Here is a 16,384-nt window from a genome sequence, read left to right as displayed (position 1 = left end):
CAGGGGCTGCGCTCACTGCGCACGCGCGGTCTGCGACAGTGCGCCGATAGCAGCGCGCAACCTGGTTGACGCCTCGTCAGCTACCTCGCGCAGGCCCGGCTGATCGGCCACCTGGACCATCATCTCTGGATCAATTGCGTCGATGATCACCGCACCGTCGTCCTTCGGGTCCGAGCGCACGACAACGTTGCACGGCAACAACAACCCGAGCTGACGATCGACATTAACCGCTCGATGAGCAAGTGGCGGATTACATGCGCCGAGGATGAGATAGTTCTCCATCTCCTCGCCAAGTTTGGCCTTCAGCGTGGCCCGCATGTCGATCTCGGTGAGAACTCCGAATCCTTGATCGGCCAATGCTTTTCGCGTCCTGTCCACCGCATCCTCGAACGATGTGCGCAGGGTAGTGGATATTGCCAGTGACATGTTGATCCTTTCCTGGCTGTGCGGATTCGGTCAGGCACTCGCGGCGATTTTGGCGCGTACGTCGGCCATATCGAGCTCCTTGACCCTGGTGATGAGGTCTTCAAGGGCGGCAGCCGGCATGGCGCCCGGCTGGCGGTAGACGAGTATGCCGTCACGGAACGCCATGATCGTCGGGATCGAGCTGATCTTCAGAGCGGCCGCAAGCTGCTGCTGGGCTTCGGTATCGACCTTGGCGTGCACGACGCCTGGGTGCGCCTGTGCCGAGCGATCAAAGACCGGGGCGAACGCCCGGCATGGGCCACACCACGACGCCCAGAAGTCGACCAGCACGACGGGGTTGTCGGCAATCGTGGTCTCGAAGTCGGCGGCGGAGAGGTTCTGAATGGTCATGATGGTGTCCTTTCGTTGTGTCGCAATCGAATTGTTAGACGAGTCCCTTGAGCATGAGATTCCAATACATCGCCGGGAGTCCGTATTTCTTGAGGTACCAGTACGCCCGATGTGGCTTCGTCGGATCGAGCAGTGGGAATGACGGCTCCAGTTTGAAGTCGTAGTCGAATTCCGCCAGCAGCATGGCGTGCGACGATGTGACGATCGGGCACGACGAGTAGCCGTCATATGATGCACGCAGTGGCTGACCTTTGAGGAACGAGTCGATGTTGTCGACCACGACGGGAGCCTGTTTGCGAATTGCGGCCCCGGTCTTCGAGTTCGGCGATGATCCCGCATCGCCGAGGCTGAATACGTTGGGGTAGCGCACATGCTGCATGGTGTGTTTGTCGATGTCGACGTATCCGGTTGCGTCACCCATCGATAGCGGGCTGGATTTGATCCAGTCCGGTGCGGACTGTCTCGGCACAGCGTGCAGCACGTCGTACGGCAGCATGGCGTCGGTCCCGCCCGCAGCAACGCTGACGACGCTCACCTTGTGTGACGCCGCGTCCACGGAGGTCACCTCGGAGTTTGCGTGCAACGTGATGCCGTAGTCGGCAATGACCTTGTCAAGACTGTCGGCGATCGCCGGAATTCCGAAGGGTCGTGCCCCCGGCATGACCAGGTGGATGTCGATATCCTTCAATACGCCTTGGGATCGCCAATAGTCAGCGGCCAAGTAGGCGATCTTCTGCGGGGCCCCTGCACACTTGATCGCACCAGAGGGGACCGTGAAAACCGCTGTGCCCGAGCGCAGATGACGAATGAAGTCCCACGTCCGCGGCGCGAGGTCGAAACGGTAATTCGATGACACCCCGTCGCGGCCCAGCGCCTCCTGTAGTCCCTCGATGCTGTTCCAATCGAGTTGGATACCCGGACACACCACGAGTACGTCATAGGCGTAGGTAGCTCCGTCAGCGCAGGTGACCGTGTTGTTGTCTGGGTCAAATATGCTGGCGGCGTTCTTAATCCAGGTGACACCTTTGGGCATCACCGAGGATTCCGCGCGCTCGGTGGTCGTGGCCTTCGCCTGCCCGGCACCGACGAGAGTCCACAGCGGCTGGTAGTAGTGCATGCTCGACGGCTCGATCACCGCCACGTCGGAGATGCCCTTGCGCAGCATGCGGGCCGCGACGGTGATCCCGGCCGTGCCGCCGCCGATGATCAAAATCCGATGCTTAGCTTTGATGGTCATGGTGAGCTCAGGCGTTCTGGTGTGCGTCGGCCCAGGCACCAAAGCCACCCAGGATGTCGCTGACATCGGTGAAGCCGTTCTGCCGCAGCAGGCTTGCCGCCACTGACGACCGGTAGCCGCCTGCGCAGTAGACGACAGTCGGCACAGTGGCATCGAGTTCGTCCAGCCGGCTGGGCAGCTGGCCCACCGGGATGGTGATCGCGTTCGGGATGGTGCCTGCTTCGACTTCGCCCGGATTACGGACATCGACGATTTGAAGGTCGGGCATCCGCGACACGCGGTCATCGAAGGCCATGGCAGTCAACCGCGATGCCACTGAGACATCATCGCGGTGTGCCAGCATTTCCTGGTACGGCTCGGCGAGGTAGCCGATCACCCGGTCGAATCCGATCCGGGCCAGGCGGTTTTTGCCTTCAAGTTGGTGACCCGGCTCGGTGAAGAGCACGATGTCGACATCGGATGGGAGCACCGACCCAGCGAATTCGGCGTAGCGGCCTTCCAGACCGATATTGATCGCACGCCGCAGATGCCCCAGGGCGAACTCCTCGGGAGTGCGTCCGTCGACGAGGACGGCGCCGTTGTCGATCGCGGCGTCGACCTGTTCATATGTCATCGCGGCCGGCATCTTGGTCTCATCGAGCAGTCCGCGGGCTTTGCGGTTGAGGATCGCGTCATAGACGAAGTACCCGGGCGCCGGCGGCTGCCCCTCGGTGACGAGTTTCATGAAGGTTGCCTTGTCGGGGGCCCGCAGCGCGTAGTTCGTCGCCTTCTGCTCGCCGATGGTCGACCACAGGTCGGTCGAGAGGTTCTTACCGCAGGCCGAGCCTGCGCCGTGCGCGGGATAGACCCGGGTCGCGTCGGGCAACGTCATCAGCTTGTCGTGCAGCGAGTCATACAGCTTGTCTGCGAGCTCCTCGCGAGTGAATCCGATCGAGGCCAGCAGGTCCGGGCGACCCACATCGCCGATGAACAAAGCGTCGCCGGTCAGCACCCCGTAGGGAACGGCGTCGTCGGCATGTTCGTAGACCACGATGCTCAGCGATTCGGGAGTGTGTCCCGGTGTGTGGCGGAACTCCAATGTCACCTCTCCGAGCGAGTAGCGCTCGCCGTCGGCGACACCCATCGATTCGAACTCGGTCTCGGCGACAGCGGAGTAGACGATCTTTGCGCCGGTCGCCTCCGCCAATTCGAGGTGGCCGGAGAGGAAGTCAGCATGGAAGTGGGTCTCGATGACCAGTTCGATGGTCAGGCCCTGGTCCCTGGCATCGGCGACGTACTCAGCAACATCGCGCTGCGGATCGACAACAACTGCGCGGCCGGTGGTTTCATCACCGATCAGGTATGACGCGTGGGACAGGCAGTCCAGATAGTACTGCTGGAAAATCATGGTGACTTCCTTCTCTCTTTGCCTCGGTACTGCCATCTTGGCATATACCCCTACGGGTATACAAGTACCCCAGGGGGTATCCTATTCCCGCTAGCAGATTCCACCTGAGGTGTAGATGCCATGTAGCCAACATACCCCCGGCGGTATAGGTCACCTAGAGGCTTTGGTCACCGCTCGCGCCCACAAAAGGACCATCACCCGTGGCCAGACTCATCGCCACTACGGCTGACCGCACTGGGCGCGTTCATGGTGGGCATATACCCCGGTGGGTACAGTGTTACCACTGCTACACAAACTGAAGGGATCCCCATGGTTGGCGACGAACAGAACATCGCCGCGGTGTTGAATCGGCTGCGGCGCGCCCAAGGTCAGTTGGCCGGGGTGATCTCGATGATCGAACAGGGGCGCGACTGCAAGGACGTCGTGACTCAGCTGGCCGCAGTATCCAAAGCGCTGGATCGTGCCGGCTTCAAGATCGTGGCCACCGGTATGCGTGAATGCCTCACCGGCGAGAGCGCCGATGGCAAGCAGCCACTGAGTGAAGCCGAGTTGGAGAAGCTGTTCATGGCCCTGGCCTGATCGCTTAAGGCTCAGTCGTCATGCGTCGTCAAGCCCGTCCAAAATGGGCGACAACGTCTCCCAGTTCCGTTGCGTGGCATCCGCCGCGGCCTCCGCATCACCGTGGCGGCAGAGCTCGATGATTCGCTTGTGCTGCGCAATCGACTTACGGCCGGAAAGTGAGGAGAAGCGTAAAAACTCGACTCGGCGAAGGACCGGAGTGACTTGTTCAAGAGCGACCGGAATCGTCTGATTCTGACTGGCGCTGACCGAAACGCCGTGAAACAGATCGTCAGCGCGTATTGCAGACTCGGCGTCTCCTGCGGAGACGGCGGTGGCGAACTCCTTATTGGCCTTCACCATTTCGGCAAATTCATGCTTCCCCATCAGCGGAACCGCGATACGGACGGCTAACGCGTGAAGACAGGCCGCGACGGCCTGCGCATCGAACACCGCCTTGCGTTCGATGGTCGAGACCGCCGTCGAACGACCAGGCAAGGTATGAACCAAGCCCGCTGTCTCGAGTCGGGCAATGGCTTCCCGGATCGGCGTGCGGCTGATCCCCAGCCACTTCTCGAGTTCCGGGTCGCGCAAGGTCTCCCCGGGTGCCAGCGTGCCGTTGACGATTGCATCCCTGATCGAAATGTATGCCTGCTCTCGCAGCAGCGACCTTCGATGTTTTCCGTGTTCATCGGGCACCGGCATGGCAGATATCGTAGGTTAAAAGTCAGGCTGGCAGCGGTAGCAGGCCACAGCGTCAACGACACGGACCGTCCTGAACTCTGCATATCGCCCTCGAAATATCGCATGTCGTGGGCAGGAGTTCCGTTCGATCAGCACGGGATGCCTTGTGCAAGAACACTTCACTGCCAGCGGGACACTATCTCCGCGACCAAGTCCGGCTGGCCTAAGTGGGGAAAGTGCCCACTGCCCGCCAGAACTGTGATGCCAGCTTCTGGAATCACCTTTCGAAACCATGCTTCGTAACCGGGGTCTAACACGGTCCGGCTGATGTGGTGGTAGGCGGTCCCGAATTCCCGTAAGGCGTGCAGGTCGCTCGTCCGCCGCCTTCGAAGTTCTACCGGCGATATCTCCAGAATCTCGCTCCAGTATCCAAGAAGTAGATCCTGACGAGGCTTCGAGCGCACCAGATCTCGCAGCTGTCGGCTCAGGTGCTCGACTCCCATCCCCGCGAGCAGCTGGTTCCAAACACCTACATAGTCCGGCCCGCGCAGCACCTGTTCGGCCGACCGCAGGAATTCCCCAAAGGGGCCAGGCAGTAACGGCTGATCGATGTTCAGGACTGCACGCGCCGGGTGCCTGCCCGCATACACCGTGGCCAGCAGACCTCCGATCGAGTGCCCCACCAACACCGGCTTGCCCGCGCCGATCGACATGATTGCTGCATGCAACTCATCTACGACATCCATGACGTCGTATGAGTCGCGCACGGGCGAATCGCCGTGCCCGGGCAGGTCGACCGCCAATACCCGGCGGCTGTCCAAGGCGCTGATCAGCGGAGCCCACATGCCGCGATCGAAAGTCAGCCCGTGCAGAAGCACAACCAGTGGTCTGCCGTCATCGGTACCCGTAAGGTCCGCACCGAGTTCCCCGATTGTCATTCGTCCCCCATCAAAGAGATGCTGATCGCGTCCAGCCAGACCGAGAGGTTCGCCCACGGATCAGGTCGGCAGCCCTCTCGCCGATCATGATGGTCGCGGCATTGGTGTTGACGGACGGAACTTTGGGCATGATCGATGCGTCGGCCACCCGCAAGCCGGTCAGCCCGTGCACTCGCAGCTCCGGATCGACGACCGCCTCACACCCGATGCCCATCGCACAACTGCCGACTGGATGGAAGTACGTGCCGGTGCTGCGGGCCAGGAAGGCGCGCAGTGCCGTCTCGTCAGTGGCTTCCGGCCCGGGAAGCACCTCGCGCGCGCACCATGGCGTGAACGGCTCACTGGCCGCGATTTCCCGGGCCACCTGCAGACCGTGGATCATCCGCGCCACGTCTGACTCAGCACCAAGGTAATTCGGATCGATCAAAGGCGCAGTCGTCGGGTCTGGTCCTGCGAGCCGGATCGAACCGCGAGCCTCGGGTACCGTGGCGACCGCGAGCGTGAAGCTGTTCGCGGGGGCCGCCAGGTGCGGCAGGTGGAACGGTACGTGAATGAACATCAGCTGCATATCCGGGCCGGCAAGCGACTCATCGCTGCGCCACAGCATTGAGGTCTCAGCGAGGTTGGTCCGGCCGACAGGTATCGGTTGCGCCGCCTCGTAGACGACACCGGAGAACGGGTGGTCATGCAGATTGCGACCCACCCCGGGCAGGTCATGCACAACGATGACATCGGCCGCTTCGAGTTCAGCGGCCGGTCCTATCCCGGACAGGAGCAGCAACCGTGGTGAGTCAACCGCGCCAGCACTGAGCACCACCTCGGCGTCCGCGTACGCGATCGCGATCATCCCGTCACGTTCGTATTCGACTCCTACGCAACGATTTCCCTCAATCCGCAACTTACGCGCCCGGGATTGGGTGGAAAGGGACAGATTCGGCCTGCGCCCACTTATCGGGCGCAGGTACGCGGCGGCAGTGCTCTGCCGCTTCCCTTCTGAGATTGATAAGTCGTGCCAACCGGCGCCCTCGGAAACCGCGCCGTTGAAGTCGTCGGTTAAGGGAAAGCCCGCTGCAACCGCGCCCTCGAGGAAGACCTGCGACAGTGGGTTGGCGACCTCGGCAGCGGCTGGCGCCGGGTACATCGGTCCGTCGGTCCCGCGGTAGCGAGTATCCCGACCGCTGACCGTCTCGAGGCGCCGGAAGTAGGGCACCACCGACTCGTAGTCCCAGCCCGTGCAACCGGCCTGCGCCCAGGCGTCGAAGTCGCTCGGGTGGCCGCGCAGGAACACCATTGCGTTGATGCTGCTGCTACCGCCGAGGGTATGTCCGCGCGGCCAGTTGCGGCTCAGGCCGTCGGCATTCGCTTGCGGGACAGTGTCATAGGCGTAGTCGACATCGGTCCCCCACAGCGCCGGCCAGGCCGGTGGAGTGGATATCTGGGGACTCGCGTCAGCCGGGCCAGACTCGAGCAATAACACACGAACAGTTGGGTCCTCGGACAGTCGGGCAGCGATGACACACCCGGCCGAGCCGGCGCCAATCACCACAAAGTCGTAATGCTCGAACTCGGCTGCCGATGCCAGATGTCCGGGTCCGCCGTCGGTCGTTGTCATGTCTTTCACACCTTCGTCATTCGTGGATTTGTCAGCTGCGAGTCGTGTGTGCAGCCTGATCGATGAAGTCAGCGACTGCATCGGGTCGCGACACAGTCATCGCGTGGGACGCCGCCGTCGGCTCACGGTTCAACGACGAGTCGATCGATTACCGGACCGCTCAGCAAGAATCGGTAGTGCAGATCGGCTACCCCTCCGGGGAAGTCGCCCTCCAGTCGCTGGGTCACGTCGAACTGTTCTTCCCCAGACGTGGTGGCACCGGTGAACGCTGTGGTGAAGGAGTATTCGCTACCGGCACCGTCGAGCCAATCGGCGATCTACTTGACTCCCAAGTAGGTGTGGCCTTCGTCGACTACTACGGCGCCTTCCGCGAAGGCGGTGACCGCAGTGGAGACATCACGAGCCCGAGGGACTGCCCCGAGTTCAGTTGACTCGCGGGGTGTGAATTTCAGGCCGCGGTTGCGGCTGGGGTGTGGAGCAGTTCGAACTCTATCGGGGTGAGCTTGCCAAGGGCGCGTTGGCGGCGGCGTCGGTGGTAGGTGCGCTCGATCCAGGTGACGATCGCCAGTCGCAGTTCGGCTCGGGTGGACCACCGTTGCCGGTCGAGGACGTTACGTTGCAATAGTGCGAAGAAAGACTCCATGGCGGCGTTATCTCCACATGCCCCGACGCGGCCCATGGAGCCTCGTAACCCGTTGTGCGACAGCATGTACACGAATTTCCGTGACCGGAATTGGCTGCCGCGGTCGGAATGCACGATCGTAGCGACGGGCGAGCGGACGCCGACGGCGTGACGCAGGGCGGCCACGGCCAGCGACGCCTTCATCCGCGAGTCGATCGAGTAGCCGACGATTCTGTTGGAGTACACGTCCTTGATGGCGCAGAGGTAGAGCTTGCCTTCATCGGTGCGGTGCTCGGTGATGTCGGTTAACCAGATCTCGTTGGCGGTCTGGGCAGAGAATTGGCGGCCAACGAGGTCGTCGTGCACGGGTGGCCCGGCCTTCCTGTTCAGTCCGCGCTTCTTGGCGAAGACCGACCAGATGCGTTCTTGCGAGCACAGTCGAGCCACTCTGTTCTCGCCGGCGATGATCCCGAGTGCGGGGAGTTCATCGGCGATGAAGCGGTAGCCGAAGGTGGGGTCGTCGGCGTGGATGTCGAGGGCGGCGTTGATGAGATGTGCATCGTCCAAGTCGCGTTGTGTCACAGGGGCTTTGCGCCACTTGTAGAACGCTTGGGTAGAGAAGCCAAGAACCCGGCAGGTCACCGTGACGGGGACACCGTCTGCGGCAAGATCAAGGACCAGCGGGTACATCATTTTGGGTTGACGTCCCGCGACAAGTAGCCGACGGCACGGCGCATGATCTCGGCTTCTTGCTCGAGGAGCTTGATCCGTTTGCGCGCTTCACGCAGCTCGGCAGAGACGTCACCCGCGGCCGCGGTTGCTCCTTTTCGGTCGATACCGTCTTCGCGGTCGGCGATCTTGAGCCAGCGATGCAGGCAGGCCTCGGAGATGCCGAAGTCCTTCGCGATCTGACGTAGCGGCGCCTCACCCTTGCGGGCTACAGCGATCACGTCAGCGCGGAACTCGGCGGGAAATGCTTTCGGCACGGAATTGATCCTTCCAGCAAGGACGAATCCTCACAGGTCAGGAGTCAACCAAACTGGGGGCAGTCCCCGATGCGCGGCCAGACAACTAGTGATCACCGACGGCAACGCGTTCCACGAGATGCTGGTGTTTTCGGTCCTGTTATGTGTCATACCGTCACGGTGCAGCCTCCCCTAGGGAGAGAGTCAAGAGAGCGCGTCAAACTGGTCATCTTCGAGTGCGGAGCCCAGCTCTACCCCGCCTCCACAACTGCCCCAGCCCTGCAGTCAGTGCGATTGACAAAGACCAGCCCCGTGAGCAATATATTGCATGTTACGGTGAACATTGCTTTTGGGTCAAGTGAATTCGGCGCGGTTTGGCAGGAACTGGGCAGCGTGGCGCCGCGGTTATACCCATCGTCACAGGAGAGGCTCAATGACTATCGCAGATTTCCAGCGCTACCCGCTGACCTTCGGCCCGAGCCCCATCCACCCGCTTCGTCGCTTGAGCCAATATCTTGGCGGTGCCGAGATTTGGGCTAAGCGCGAGGATGTCAGCTCCGGTCTGGCCTACGGTGGCAACAAGACTCGAAAGTTGGAGTACTTCATCCCAGAGGCGCTCGAGCAGGGAGCCGACACACTGGTGTCCATCGGGGGTGTTCAGTCCAACCACACCCGTCAGGTGGCGGCCGTTGCCGCCAGCCTTGGGCTGAAAGCCGTTCTAGTACAGGAGAAATGGGTTGACTGGCCCGATTGCGTCAATGACAAGGTCGGCAATATATTACTCTCCCGCATCATGGGAGCGGACGTGCGCCTTGATCCCGCCGGTTTTGGAATCGGATTCAAAGACAGCTGGCAGAACGCCATCGAGGATGTCAAACGCGCAGGCGGTACTCCATATGCGATCCCAGCGGGCGCGTCCGATCACCGGCTAGGCGGACTCGGCTTCGCCAACTGGGCATACGAAGTGCAACAACAGGAGCAGGAACTCGGCATCTTCTTCGACACCATCGTGGTCTGCACGGTGACGGGATCGACACACGCGGGGATGATCGCAGGTTTCGCCGGTCAGGACCGGCCCCGCCGCGTCATCGGCATCGACGCCTCCGCGACGGTGGAAAAGACCCGGGCTCAGGTCGAACGTATCGCCCGCAACACCGCGGAGCTCATCGGGCTGGGTCGCGAACTGCGGGATGAGGAGATCACGATTCTCGAGGGCTGGGCCGGCGATCTCTACGGCATACCGGTGAAATCAACGGTCGACGCGATCACGCTGACCGGCCGACTCGAAGGGATCATCCTCGATCCCGTCTACGAGGGTAAGTCGATGGCGGGTCTGGTGGATCTGGTGCATTCTGGGCAGATCGACCCCCGATCAAAGGTTCTCTACGCACACCTGGGTGGCCAGCCGGCGTTGAACGCCTACAGCGGGATCTTCTAGGCAACCCAAACCGCCCCACGCCGGAGCCAGTCGCCTCTGCTAGGGGTTTCACCTAGGTTCGTATCGGTCAATTGGCGCTGCAGAACTATCAGCGCGCCCGCGACGGCGGCAGCATGGAGGCCATCTCGGTCACCGAATTGCACAACGTGGCCGCCGTGCTCGAAGGGCACGACGGGAGCCGATTACACGGCGACCTCATCTGCGATGCACGTGCCGTCATTTCAGACGAATGGCCGGCGATGGAACGCGGCGAATCGTCTGCCTCGGTAGAACACTGGGTCGACACGGTGGTGACGGACTTCGCCGCGACCGATCCCACGAACCCGAAGCAGGAAGCGGCCTACGGTCAATGGTTCGATCAGCAGGCCGAGCGTCGGGAGAGCGCCGTCATTCAGGCGGTGCCCATCGCGTTCGTCTCGGCGTTGGTGACATCGGCGTTGCTCGTCGTGGGGTTTCTGGACCATCCCTATGACAATTGGACGGGCAGCCTCCAACCCGACCAGATGCGGGTGACCCTGACCCTCATCGACGACGGTCATATCGCCCCGTGCACGTCCAGAGGCGATCCCACCTAGCGCGGTGTTCACCCACTGTTCGCCGGTCGGCAAGCACTACCGGGCAGCCTGTCGACAATGCAGGCAGGCGATAACGGTGCGGCGGTCGATCGACTCCGCGCCGATTACGATACGACCCCCTACCACTCCGACGCGTTTCCGCAGTCTGCACCAGGGCACCTGGCTGCCGTCGCCTATCTGTTCGGTTTGGCAACACCGGAGGTAGCACACGCCCGCGTCCTCGAAATCGGTTGCGCCGCTGGCGGTAACCTCATTCCCTTTGCGGCTACCCATCCGCAGGCGCAGGTGCTCGGCATCGACCTTTCAGAGGTGCAGATCCGTCAAGGGCGTACCGTCGCGGCAGCCTTGGGCCTAGGCAACCTTGAGTTGCTGGCCGCAGACGTCTCCCGGTTGAATTTGGCGGCGCTGGGGAAGTTCGACTTCATCATCGCCCACGGCGTATACAGCTGGGTGCCACCGGAGGTCCAGGATGCCGTCCTGGCGTCGATACATGAATTGCTCACCCCCGAGGGGGTGGGTTACCTCAGCTACAACGTGTATCCGGGCTGGAAAGCCAAGGAGTACATGCGAGATGCGATGCTGCTGGCCAGCGGTGCCAGCACGACTCCCAGCGAGAAGGCCCGCGATGCGCGCGAGATGGCCGACTTCCTCGAAGACGTTGCCCCGTCCGGCGGCGTACTGGCCAGGGTGCTGGCGGAATTCCGGGCCCGCGACGAAGGTTTCGGCGATTCTTATCTGTTGCACGACGAGTTGGAAGCATTCAACACACCCTGCTATTTCTACGAGCTGCTGGGCAAAGCGAGCGCGCACGGTCTGGCATTTCTGGCAGAGGCACGTCCTGAGACGATGTTTGCGTCCAACCACGGACCGAAGGTCGCCGACTATGTGGCCGCGAAATCTGGCGGCGTCCAGGTGCTCGCGGAGCAGTACCTGGATTTCGTGGTCAACCGGGCATTCCGCGAATCGTTGTTGGTTCATGCGCAGCGAGCACCCCAGATCAACTACAACCCCGACCTGAGTCGTTATGGCCGTTTGCATTTCGCCGCCTGGACGCCACCCGTCGAGGGCCGGACCGTGATGGATCACTCCCGCCAGGAGTACGAGGTTGCCAACGGGGCGACGCTGTTCACCAACGATCCCGGGCTCAAGGCGACGCTGGAGGAACTCAACGGTCGCTGGCCGTGGACGATGTCCCATCGGGAGCTGGTCGAGGCGGTACAGGCACGGCTGATGTCCGCCGGTTTCGCCCCGGCCGAGAATCTCGGCGAGCATGTCGATGGCCTGCTGGGGGTTCTGATCGGGCAGGGACACGCGCGATACCGGCTCGATCCGGTACTACCGGAGTCGGTCCCCGACGCCCAGCTGCGGCTGGATGAGACCATCAGACGCATGGCGGAGATCACCCGCTGGAACGAGGATGCGTCGATCTTCAATCTCTGGCATGAGGCGCTCATCCTGTCCCCGTTAGACCGGCATCTGCTGCCGCTGCTCGACGGCACCCGCGATCGGGATGCACTGGTGAGGGAGCTGCTGGCGCTGGCCGAAGAGGGCGCGTTCCCGGTCGAACTCGACGGGCAGCAGGTTTCCGACCCGGCCCACGTGCGGGAGGCTGTGACCCAGCAGGTCGACACCGCAGCGGACCGGCTCGTCGAGATGAAGCTCATGCGGATTTGATCGCGGAGGCACAGTCACGGGATGGTGGATCATGTCGTAGGGCATCGAAACCTTATGGTCTGTGTCGGCGATCATCGGAAAGTTGATCTCCGCACCCTGACTGAACAGGACCCCCAGCTGTCGCCGAGCCAATCGCAGAAACTGATCGCTCCCTGCGTGGTTTCGACCGTGAAGCCCGGCGCGTTGTCCCGAGATGCATTGTCATGTAGTGCCTTTCAACAAGAAATTGATCTGAAGGTGCTAGACCTCGGCGAGCGCTCGCATTGGTCGGTCGGCGGTACCGTGGCCGCCGGAGCCAGATGACTCATCCCGCCGCGATCGAATTACAGGTTCGCAGGTCGATTTTTCCATCAAGGCTGCCGTTCACCGGCTCAGCGGCAGCGGCCTCCACAGGCGAAACTCGCAGCGGCGCAACTGCTTTGCATTTGCCTTTCAGAGCCGACTCGCACATTTTGGAGCGAGGTCGAGTGCCCAGATCCACAAACGGTGAACCACCGCGATGGGGGACCCAACGTGAGTACATACACCCGGACGCAGGCGATTGCCAACCGACCGCGGTTGCCCGAGACGAGTAACTACGGCATGTTTATGGGCGGAGTGCCGGGAAGTCTGGTCGGCAGTCGCACCGCCGGTGTCGACTTGAACGCAACGGTGGGAGTCCGGCATGGCGCTTGTCCTTGAATGTGCTGGCGCAGTGTTGGCGGCGGCAACCTGCCCGATAGCGGTACCGGTCTCCGGCTGCGACGTAGTGTCTAGTGGTGCGCGCCGAGCAGATCGCCGAAGAATTCCCTGTCGTGACGGCGGACTCCAACGCCCTGGATGCGGTGCGGCTAATGGCCGAGCGCCGGCTCGCGGGGTTGGTGGTGACCGACGAACACGGCTGCCCGACGACGATCCTGCCCGCATCGGAGGTAGTCCGACTGCTCGTGCCGGGATATGTCCGGGACGATCCCGCGCTGGCGGGGGTTTTGAGCGAATCGATGGCCGACCGCATCGCGGACAAACTCAGTGGCAAGACGGTCGCCGCAGTACTGCCCAAGCAACGCCCGGACATGCCCACGGTGAAGGCCGACGACACGATCGTGGAGGTCGCTGCCGTGATGGCGCACGAACGTGCTCCGTTGGTCGCCGTGCTCGCAGGCAAGGACCTGATCGGGGTCATCACGGCCTCGCGGCTTCTCGAAGTCGCGCTCCAATCTCACTGAGCGGGCCATCCCTGGCCGGTGATCTGCGATGACTACGGTCGCGGTGCTGGTCTTCATCGTGTCCTACACGTTGATCGCCACCGAGCGGGTGTCCAAGGTGAAGGCGGCGCTTGGCGGCGGTGCCGTGGTGCTGATACTCGGCATCGTCAGCTCCGAGGACGCGTTCTACTCGCACGAGACCGGTATCGACTGGGACGTCGTTTTCTTGCTCCTCGGCATGATGATCATCGTCGGGGTGCTGCGCCAGACCGGGATATTCGAGTACGCGGCGATCTGGGCCACCAAACGGGCCGGCGGCTCCGGGCGGCGGGTGATGGTCCTGCTGGTGGTGATCACGGCAGTCGCGTCGGCATTCCTCGACAACGTGACCACGGTGCTGCTCATCGCGCCGGTGACGCTGCTGGTGTGCGAGCGTCTCGATATCAACCCGGTGCCGTTCCTGATGGCGGAGGTGTTCGCCTCCAACATCGGTGGCGCCGCCACCCTGGTCGGAGATCCGCCGAACATCATCATCGCCAGCCGCGCTGGCCTGACGTTCAACGACTTCCTGGTACACATGGCTCCGCTGGTGATCATCGTGCTGGTGGCTTTCGTGCTCGTCCTGCCGATCCTCTTTCGCGGGGCTTTCGCCGTTCACCCGGACCGAGTCGCTGACGTGATGTCGCTCAATGAACGCGAGGCCATCCGCGACCCACGCCTGCTGTGGAAATGCGGAGTGGTGTTGGCGCTGGTCTTCACCGCCTTCATCGGCCATTCCGTCATCCACATCGCTCCGTCTGTGGTGGCACTCTTGGGCGCGGGGCTGCTCATCCTGATCTCTGGTGTCGACCGTGAGGACTACCTCGGCAGCGTCGAATGGGAAACCCTGCTGTTCTTCATCGGCTTGTTCGTTCTGGTGGGGGCGCTGGTGAAGACCGGGGTGATCGGCAGCCTCGCCCGGCTTGCCGCCGATGTCACCGGCGGTAACGCGCTGACAGCGACGATGCTGATCTTGATCGTCTCCGCAGTGCTTTCCGGCGTGATCGACAACATCCCGTATGTCGCCACCATGAGTCCGGTCGTCGCGGACTTGACCGCCGCAATCTCCGATCCCGTCCAGGCAGATGCACTCTGGTGGGCGCTGGCGGCGGGCGCCGACTTCGGCGGCAACCTCACGGCCGTCGGAGCCAGCGCCAACGTCGTCATGCTCGGCATCGCCGCCCGAGAAGGCCACCCCATCAGCTTTTGGGAGTTCACCCGCAAGGGCGCGATCGTCACCACCTTGACGATCGCGATCGCCGCGCCGTATCTGTGGCTGCGGTACTTCGTGTTGGCCTGATCTGGTCACGCCAATGGCTGGACGCCCCGCCACGTCGGCTCACGTGGTCATCCGGCGGGTTCTAACCATCCGACGACGGATCATGTTGGTGGCCAGGGCATCACTGGCATTTCATCGCATCTCGGGCCCCGATGACGCGTCCGTCTCACGCGGATCGACGTCGGGGCGCCCGGCAGGCAAGTTGTCGGGAGGCTCTATTCGCAGCATTCGCGCAACCGGCACATCGGTCGACGAGTGCAGCACAATGGACAACGCGATGGTGACGGCAACCAAGTCGAAAACCAGCTCCCTATCCGCGATTCCGGACTGCAACGCCAACAGCCCGTAAACCACTGAGGCGAATCCCTTCGGCCCGAACCAGGCCGCGGTCAGTCGCTCACTGCGCGGCAACTGCGTGCGCAACAGCGAGAGCAACATGGCCGCCGGACGCACCAGGACGATGGCCACGACGGCGAAAAGCCATTCCTGCCGACCGAGATGGGACAGCCGATCAGGCGTGATCAGGGCACCGAACACCAACAGGGCCGCGAACTTCGTCAATTCAGAGAGCAGTTCGCCGAACGGCTCGAAGCGCTCCGCCGCGACATGATCGAGGGTGGCCAGTGTCGACCCAGCCGCGAACGCCGCCAGGTACGGGTTGGCGTGGGTCAGGTGGCATCCCGCGTAGACCAGGATGGCAATTGCCATGGGCCCCAGTGGCTGCAGTCGTGGCTCGGCGGTGAGGATCTTGGCCCTCCAGGCGAATGCCACCGCTGCCGCGACGGCGGCACCGAGCACGAGACCGAGCAACAGCTCGGTGACCACCTCGCCGAGGTCGGAGTGCTCGTGTTGAGCGGTGGCAAGGAAGATCAGGACGAACGGCAGAGCGAGGCCGTCATTGAGACCGGACTCGACATTGAGCAGTCGGCGCAGCCGCAGCGGAACATCGGATCTGCCGACGAGCGCGGCGGCGAACACCGGATCCGTCGGCGACAGAATCGCACCGATGAGAAAGGCGGTGGGCCAATCAAGACCGGCGAGATAGTGCGCAGGGAGCGCAATCCCGACCATCGTCAGTGGCATCGCGAGACCGAGCGCGCGGCCGGACAGAGTCCAATTCTCTTTCAGTGCAGAGAGATTAGCGCGCTGACCGTCGGTGAACAGCACGGTGAACAGTGCGATGTCGGCCAGCAGAGAAACGATCGGGTCATCCGGGCCGATGGTGACGACACCCAGTCCCCCGGGTCCGATCAGCGCGCCGGCCACTAAGAAGAGCAGGGCCGTCGACAGCACCGTTCTGGCGGCGACACCCGAGAGCGAGACACTGATCAGAAGCACCAGGCCGAAAGCCAGGACAAGTAGCACTGTGAACTCCT

At 62.6% G+C, this 16,384-nt stretch carries 16 protein-coding genes; 7 read left to right on the top strand and 9 right to left on the bottom strand.

Features of this window, described 5'->3' with window-relative positions; all coding sequences use genetic code 11:
- Positions 1–12 precede the first annotated feature (12 nt).
- From ADBZ9O_RS16885 to ADBZ9O_RS16870, 4 genes are read right to left on the bottom strand one after another with little or no spacing between them, the layout of a single operon-like run.
- On the bottom strand, positions 13–426 hold the full coding sequence (locus ADBZ9O_RS16885) for a DUF302 domain-containing protein (protein WP_526523780.1): 414 nt from the start codon (positions 424–426) through the stop codon (positions 13–15).
- A gap of 30 nt (positions 427–456) precedes the next feature.
- Entirely contained in the window at positions 457–816 is a 360-nt protein-coding gene (gene trxA, locus ADBZ9O_RS16880) for a thioredoxin (protein WP_526523778.1), read from the bottom strand.
- 34 nt (positions 817–850) lie between these two features.
- Positions 851–2,053 (bottom strand): NAD(P)/FAD-dependent oxidoreductase, encoded by a 1,203-nt coding sequence (locus tag ADBZ9O_RS16875; RefSeq protein WP_526523776.1) that lies wholly within the window; start codon positions 2,051–2,053, stop codon positions 851–853.
- A 7-nt stretch (positions 2,054–2,060) separates the two neighbouring features.
- Positions 2,061–3,440 (bottom strand): MBL fold metallo-hydrolase, encoded by a 1,380-nt coding sequence (locus tag ADBZ9O_RS16870; protein WP_526523774.1) that lies wholly within the window; start codon positions 3,438–3,440, stop codon positions 2,061–2,063.
- Positions 3,441–3,749: 309 nt separating this feature from the next.
- Between ADBZ9O_RS16870 and ADBZ9O_RS16865 the strand changes: the two genes are divergently transcribed.
- The gene (locus ADBZ9O_RS16865; protein WP_526523772.1) at positions 3,750–4,019 is read left to right on the top strand and encodes a metal-sensitive transcriptional regulator; all 270 of its coding nucleotides are present in this window, start codon (positions 3,750–3,752) and stop codon (positions 4,017–4,019) included.
- 18 nt (positions 4,020–4,037) lie between these two features.
- On the opposite strand, the gene ADBZ9O_RS16860 is transcribed toward ADBZ9O_RS16865, so the two are convergent.
- The 3 genes from ADBZ9O_RS16860 to ADBZ9O_RS16850 form a co-directional block, all read right to left on the bottom strand.
- Positions 4,038–4,703, bottom strand: a complete 666-nt coding sequence (locus tag ADBZ9O_RS16860; protein ID WP_526523770.1) for a GntR family transcriptional regulator — start codon at positions 4,701–4,703, stop codon at positions 4,038–4,040.
- Positions 4,704–4,861: 158 nt separating this feature from the next.
- Positions 4,862–5,620 carry an alpha/beta fold hydrolase gene (locus tag ADBZ9O_RS16855; protein WP_526523768.1) on the bottom strand — a complete coding sequence of 253 codons (759 nt, stop codon included), beginning with the start codon at positions 5,618–5,620 and terminating at the stop codon, positions 4,862–4,864.
- A 10-nt stretch (positions 5,621–5,630) separates the two neighbouring features.
- Positions 5,631–7,232 (bottom strand): GMC family oxidoreductase, encoded by a 1,602-nt coding sequence (locus tag ADBZ9O_RS16850; protein ID WP_526523766.1) that lies wholly within the window; start codon positions 7,230–7,232, stop codon positions 5,631–5,633.
- Positions 7,233–7,294: 62 nt separating this feature from the next.
- Here ADBZ9O_RS16850 and ADBZ9O_RS16845 point away from each other — a divergent pair, with 62 nt between their 5' ends.
- Positions 7,295–7,663, top strand: coding sequence for a hypothetical protein (locus ADBZ9O_RS16845; protein ID WP_526523764.1), 369 nt, complete (start codon positions 7,295–7,297; stop codon positions 7,661–7,663).
- Positions 7,664–7,680: 17 nt separating this feature from the next.
- On the opposite strand, the gene ADBZ9O_RS16840 is transcribed toward ADBZ9O_RS16845, so the two are convergent.
- Positions 7,681–8,840, bottom strand: a protein-coding gene (locus ADBZ9O_RS16840) for an IS3 family transposase (RefSeq protein WP_526523762.1) whose coding sequence is annotated in 2 segments (ribosomal slippage) — positions 7,681–8,549 and positions 8,549–8,840 — 1,161 coding nt in all. Because the reading frame shifts where the segments join, the coding sequence is not laid out codon by codon here.
- A 412-nt stretch (positions 8,841–9,252) separates the two neighbouring features.
- Here ADBZ9O_RS16840 and ADBZ9O_RS16835 point away from each other — a divergent pair.
- The 5 genes from ADBZ9O_RS16835 (at position 9,253) to ADBZ9O_RS16815 (ending at position 15,029) form a co-directional block, all read left to right on the top strand.
- Entirely contained in the window at positions 9,253–10,257 is a 1,005-nt protein-coding gene (locus ADBZ9O_RS16835; protein WP_526523760.1) for a 1-aminocyclopropane-1-carboxylate deaminase, read from the top strand.
- Positions 10,258–10,328: 71 nt separating this feature from the next.
- On the top strand, positions 10,329–10,832 hold the full coding sequence (locus ADBZ9O_RS16830) for a bestrophin-like domain (protein ID WP_526523758.1): 504 nt from the start codon (positions 10,329–10,331) through the stop codon (positions 10,830–10,832).
- A gap of 57 nt (positions 10,833–10,889) precedes the next feature.
- Positions 10,890–12,506, top strand: a complete 1,617-nt coding sequence (locus tag ADBZ9O_RS16825) for a methyltransferase regulatory domain-containing protein (protein WP_526523756.1) — start codon at positions 10,890–10,892, stop codon at positions 12,504–12,506.
- Between the two features lie 758 nt (positions 12,507–13,264).
- On the top strand, positions 13,265–13,711 hold the full coding sequence (locus ADBZ9O_RS16820; RefSeq protein WP_526523754.1) for a CBS domain-containing protein: 447 nt from the start codon (positions 13,265–13,267) through the stop codon (positions 13,709–13,711).
- Between the two features lie 28 nt (positions 13,712–13,739).
- On the top strand, positions 13,740–15,029 hold the full coding sequence (locus ADBZ9O_RS16815) for an ArsB/NhaD family transporter (RefSeq protein ID WP_526523753.1): 1,290 nt from the start codon (positions 13,740–13,742) through the stop codon (positions 15,027–15,029).
- 111 nt (positions 15,030–15,140) lie between these two features.
- Here ADBZ9O_RS16815 and ADBZ9O_RS16810 read toward each other — a convergent pair whose 3' ends face one another.
- Positions 15,141–16,373: a cation:proton antiporter gene (locus tag ADBZ9O_RS16810; protein ID WP_526523751.1), complete on the bottom strand. Its 1,233-nt coding sequence runs from the start codon at positions 16,371–16,373 to the stop codon at positions 15,141–15,143.
- Between the last annotated feature and the right edge of the window lie 11 nt (positions 16,374–16,384).

The sequence above is a fragment of the Mycobacterium sp. genome, from assembly GCF_965229105.1.
Taxonomy (GTDB): Bacteria; Actinomycetota; Actinomycetes; order Mycobacteriales; family Mycobacteriaceae; genus Mycobacterium.
This window is presented reverse-complemented; position numbering and strand designations above follow the sequence as displayed.

What these genes read in the sequence shown, in the direction of transcription:
- ADBZ9O_RS16845 (WP_526523764.1), top strand. Translation starts at nt 7,295, where the DNA reads ATGAAGTCAGCGACTGCATCGGGTCGCGACACAGTCATCGCGTGGGAC.
- ADBZ9O_RS16855 (WP_526523768.1), bottom strand. Translation starts at nt 5,620, where the DNA reads ATGACAATCGGGGAACTCGGTGCGGACCTTACGGGTACCGATGACGGC.
- ADBZ9O_RS16865 (WP_526523772.1), top strand. Translation starts at nt 3,750, where the DNA reads ATGGTTGGCGACGAACAGAACATCGCCGCGGTGTTGAATCGGCTGCGG.
- ADBZ9O_RS16870 (WP_526523774.1), bottom strand. Translation starts at nt 3,440, where the DNA reads ATGATTTTCCAGCAGTACTATCTGGACTGCCTGTCCCACGCGTCATAC.
- trxA (WP_526523778.1), bottom strand. Translation starts at nt 816, where the DNA reads ATGACCATTCAGAACCTCTCCGCCGCCGACTTCGAGACCACGATTGCC.
- ADBZ9O_RS16850 (WP_526523766.1), bottom strand. Translation starts at nt 7,232, where the DNA reads ATGACAACGACCGACGGCGGACCCGGACATCTGGCATCGGCAGCCGAG.
- ADBZ9O_RS16835 (WP_526523760.1), top strand. Translation starts at nt 9,253, where the DNA reads ATGACTATCGCAGATTTCCAGCGCTACCCGCTGACCTTCGGCCCGAGC.
- ADBZ9O_RS16875 (WP_526523776.1), bottom strand. Translation starts at nt 2,053, where the DNA reads ATGACCATCAAAGCTAAGCATCGGATTTTGATCATCGGCGGCGGCACG.
- ADBZ9O_RS16860 (WP_526523770.1), bottom strand. Translation starts at nt 4,703, where the DNA reads ATGCCGGTGCCCGATGAACACGGAAAACATCGAAGGTCGCTGCTGCGA.
- ADBZ9O_RS16825 (WP_526523756.1), top strand. Translation starts at nt 10,890, where the DNA reads ATGCAGGCAGGCGATAACGGTGCGGCGGTCGATCGACTCCGCGCCGAT.
- ADBZ9O_RS16885 (WP_526523780.1), bottom strand. Translation starts at nt 426, where the DNA reads ATGTCACTGGCAATATCCACTACCCTGCGCACATCGTTCGAGGATGCG.
- ADBZ9O_RS16815 (WP_526523753.1), top strand. Translation starts at nt 13,740, where the DNA reads ATGACTACGGTCGCGGTGCTGGTCTTCATCGTGTCCTACACGTTGATC.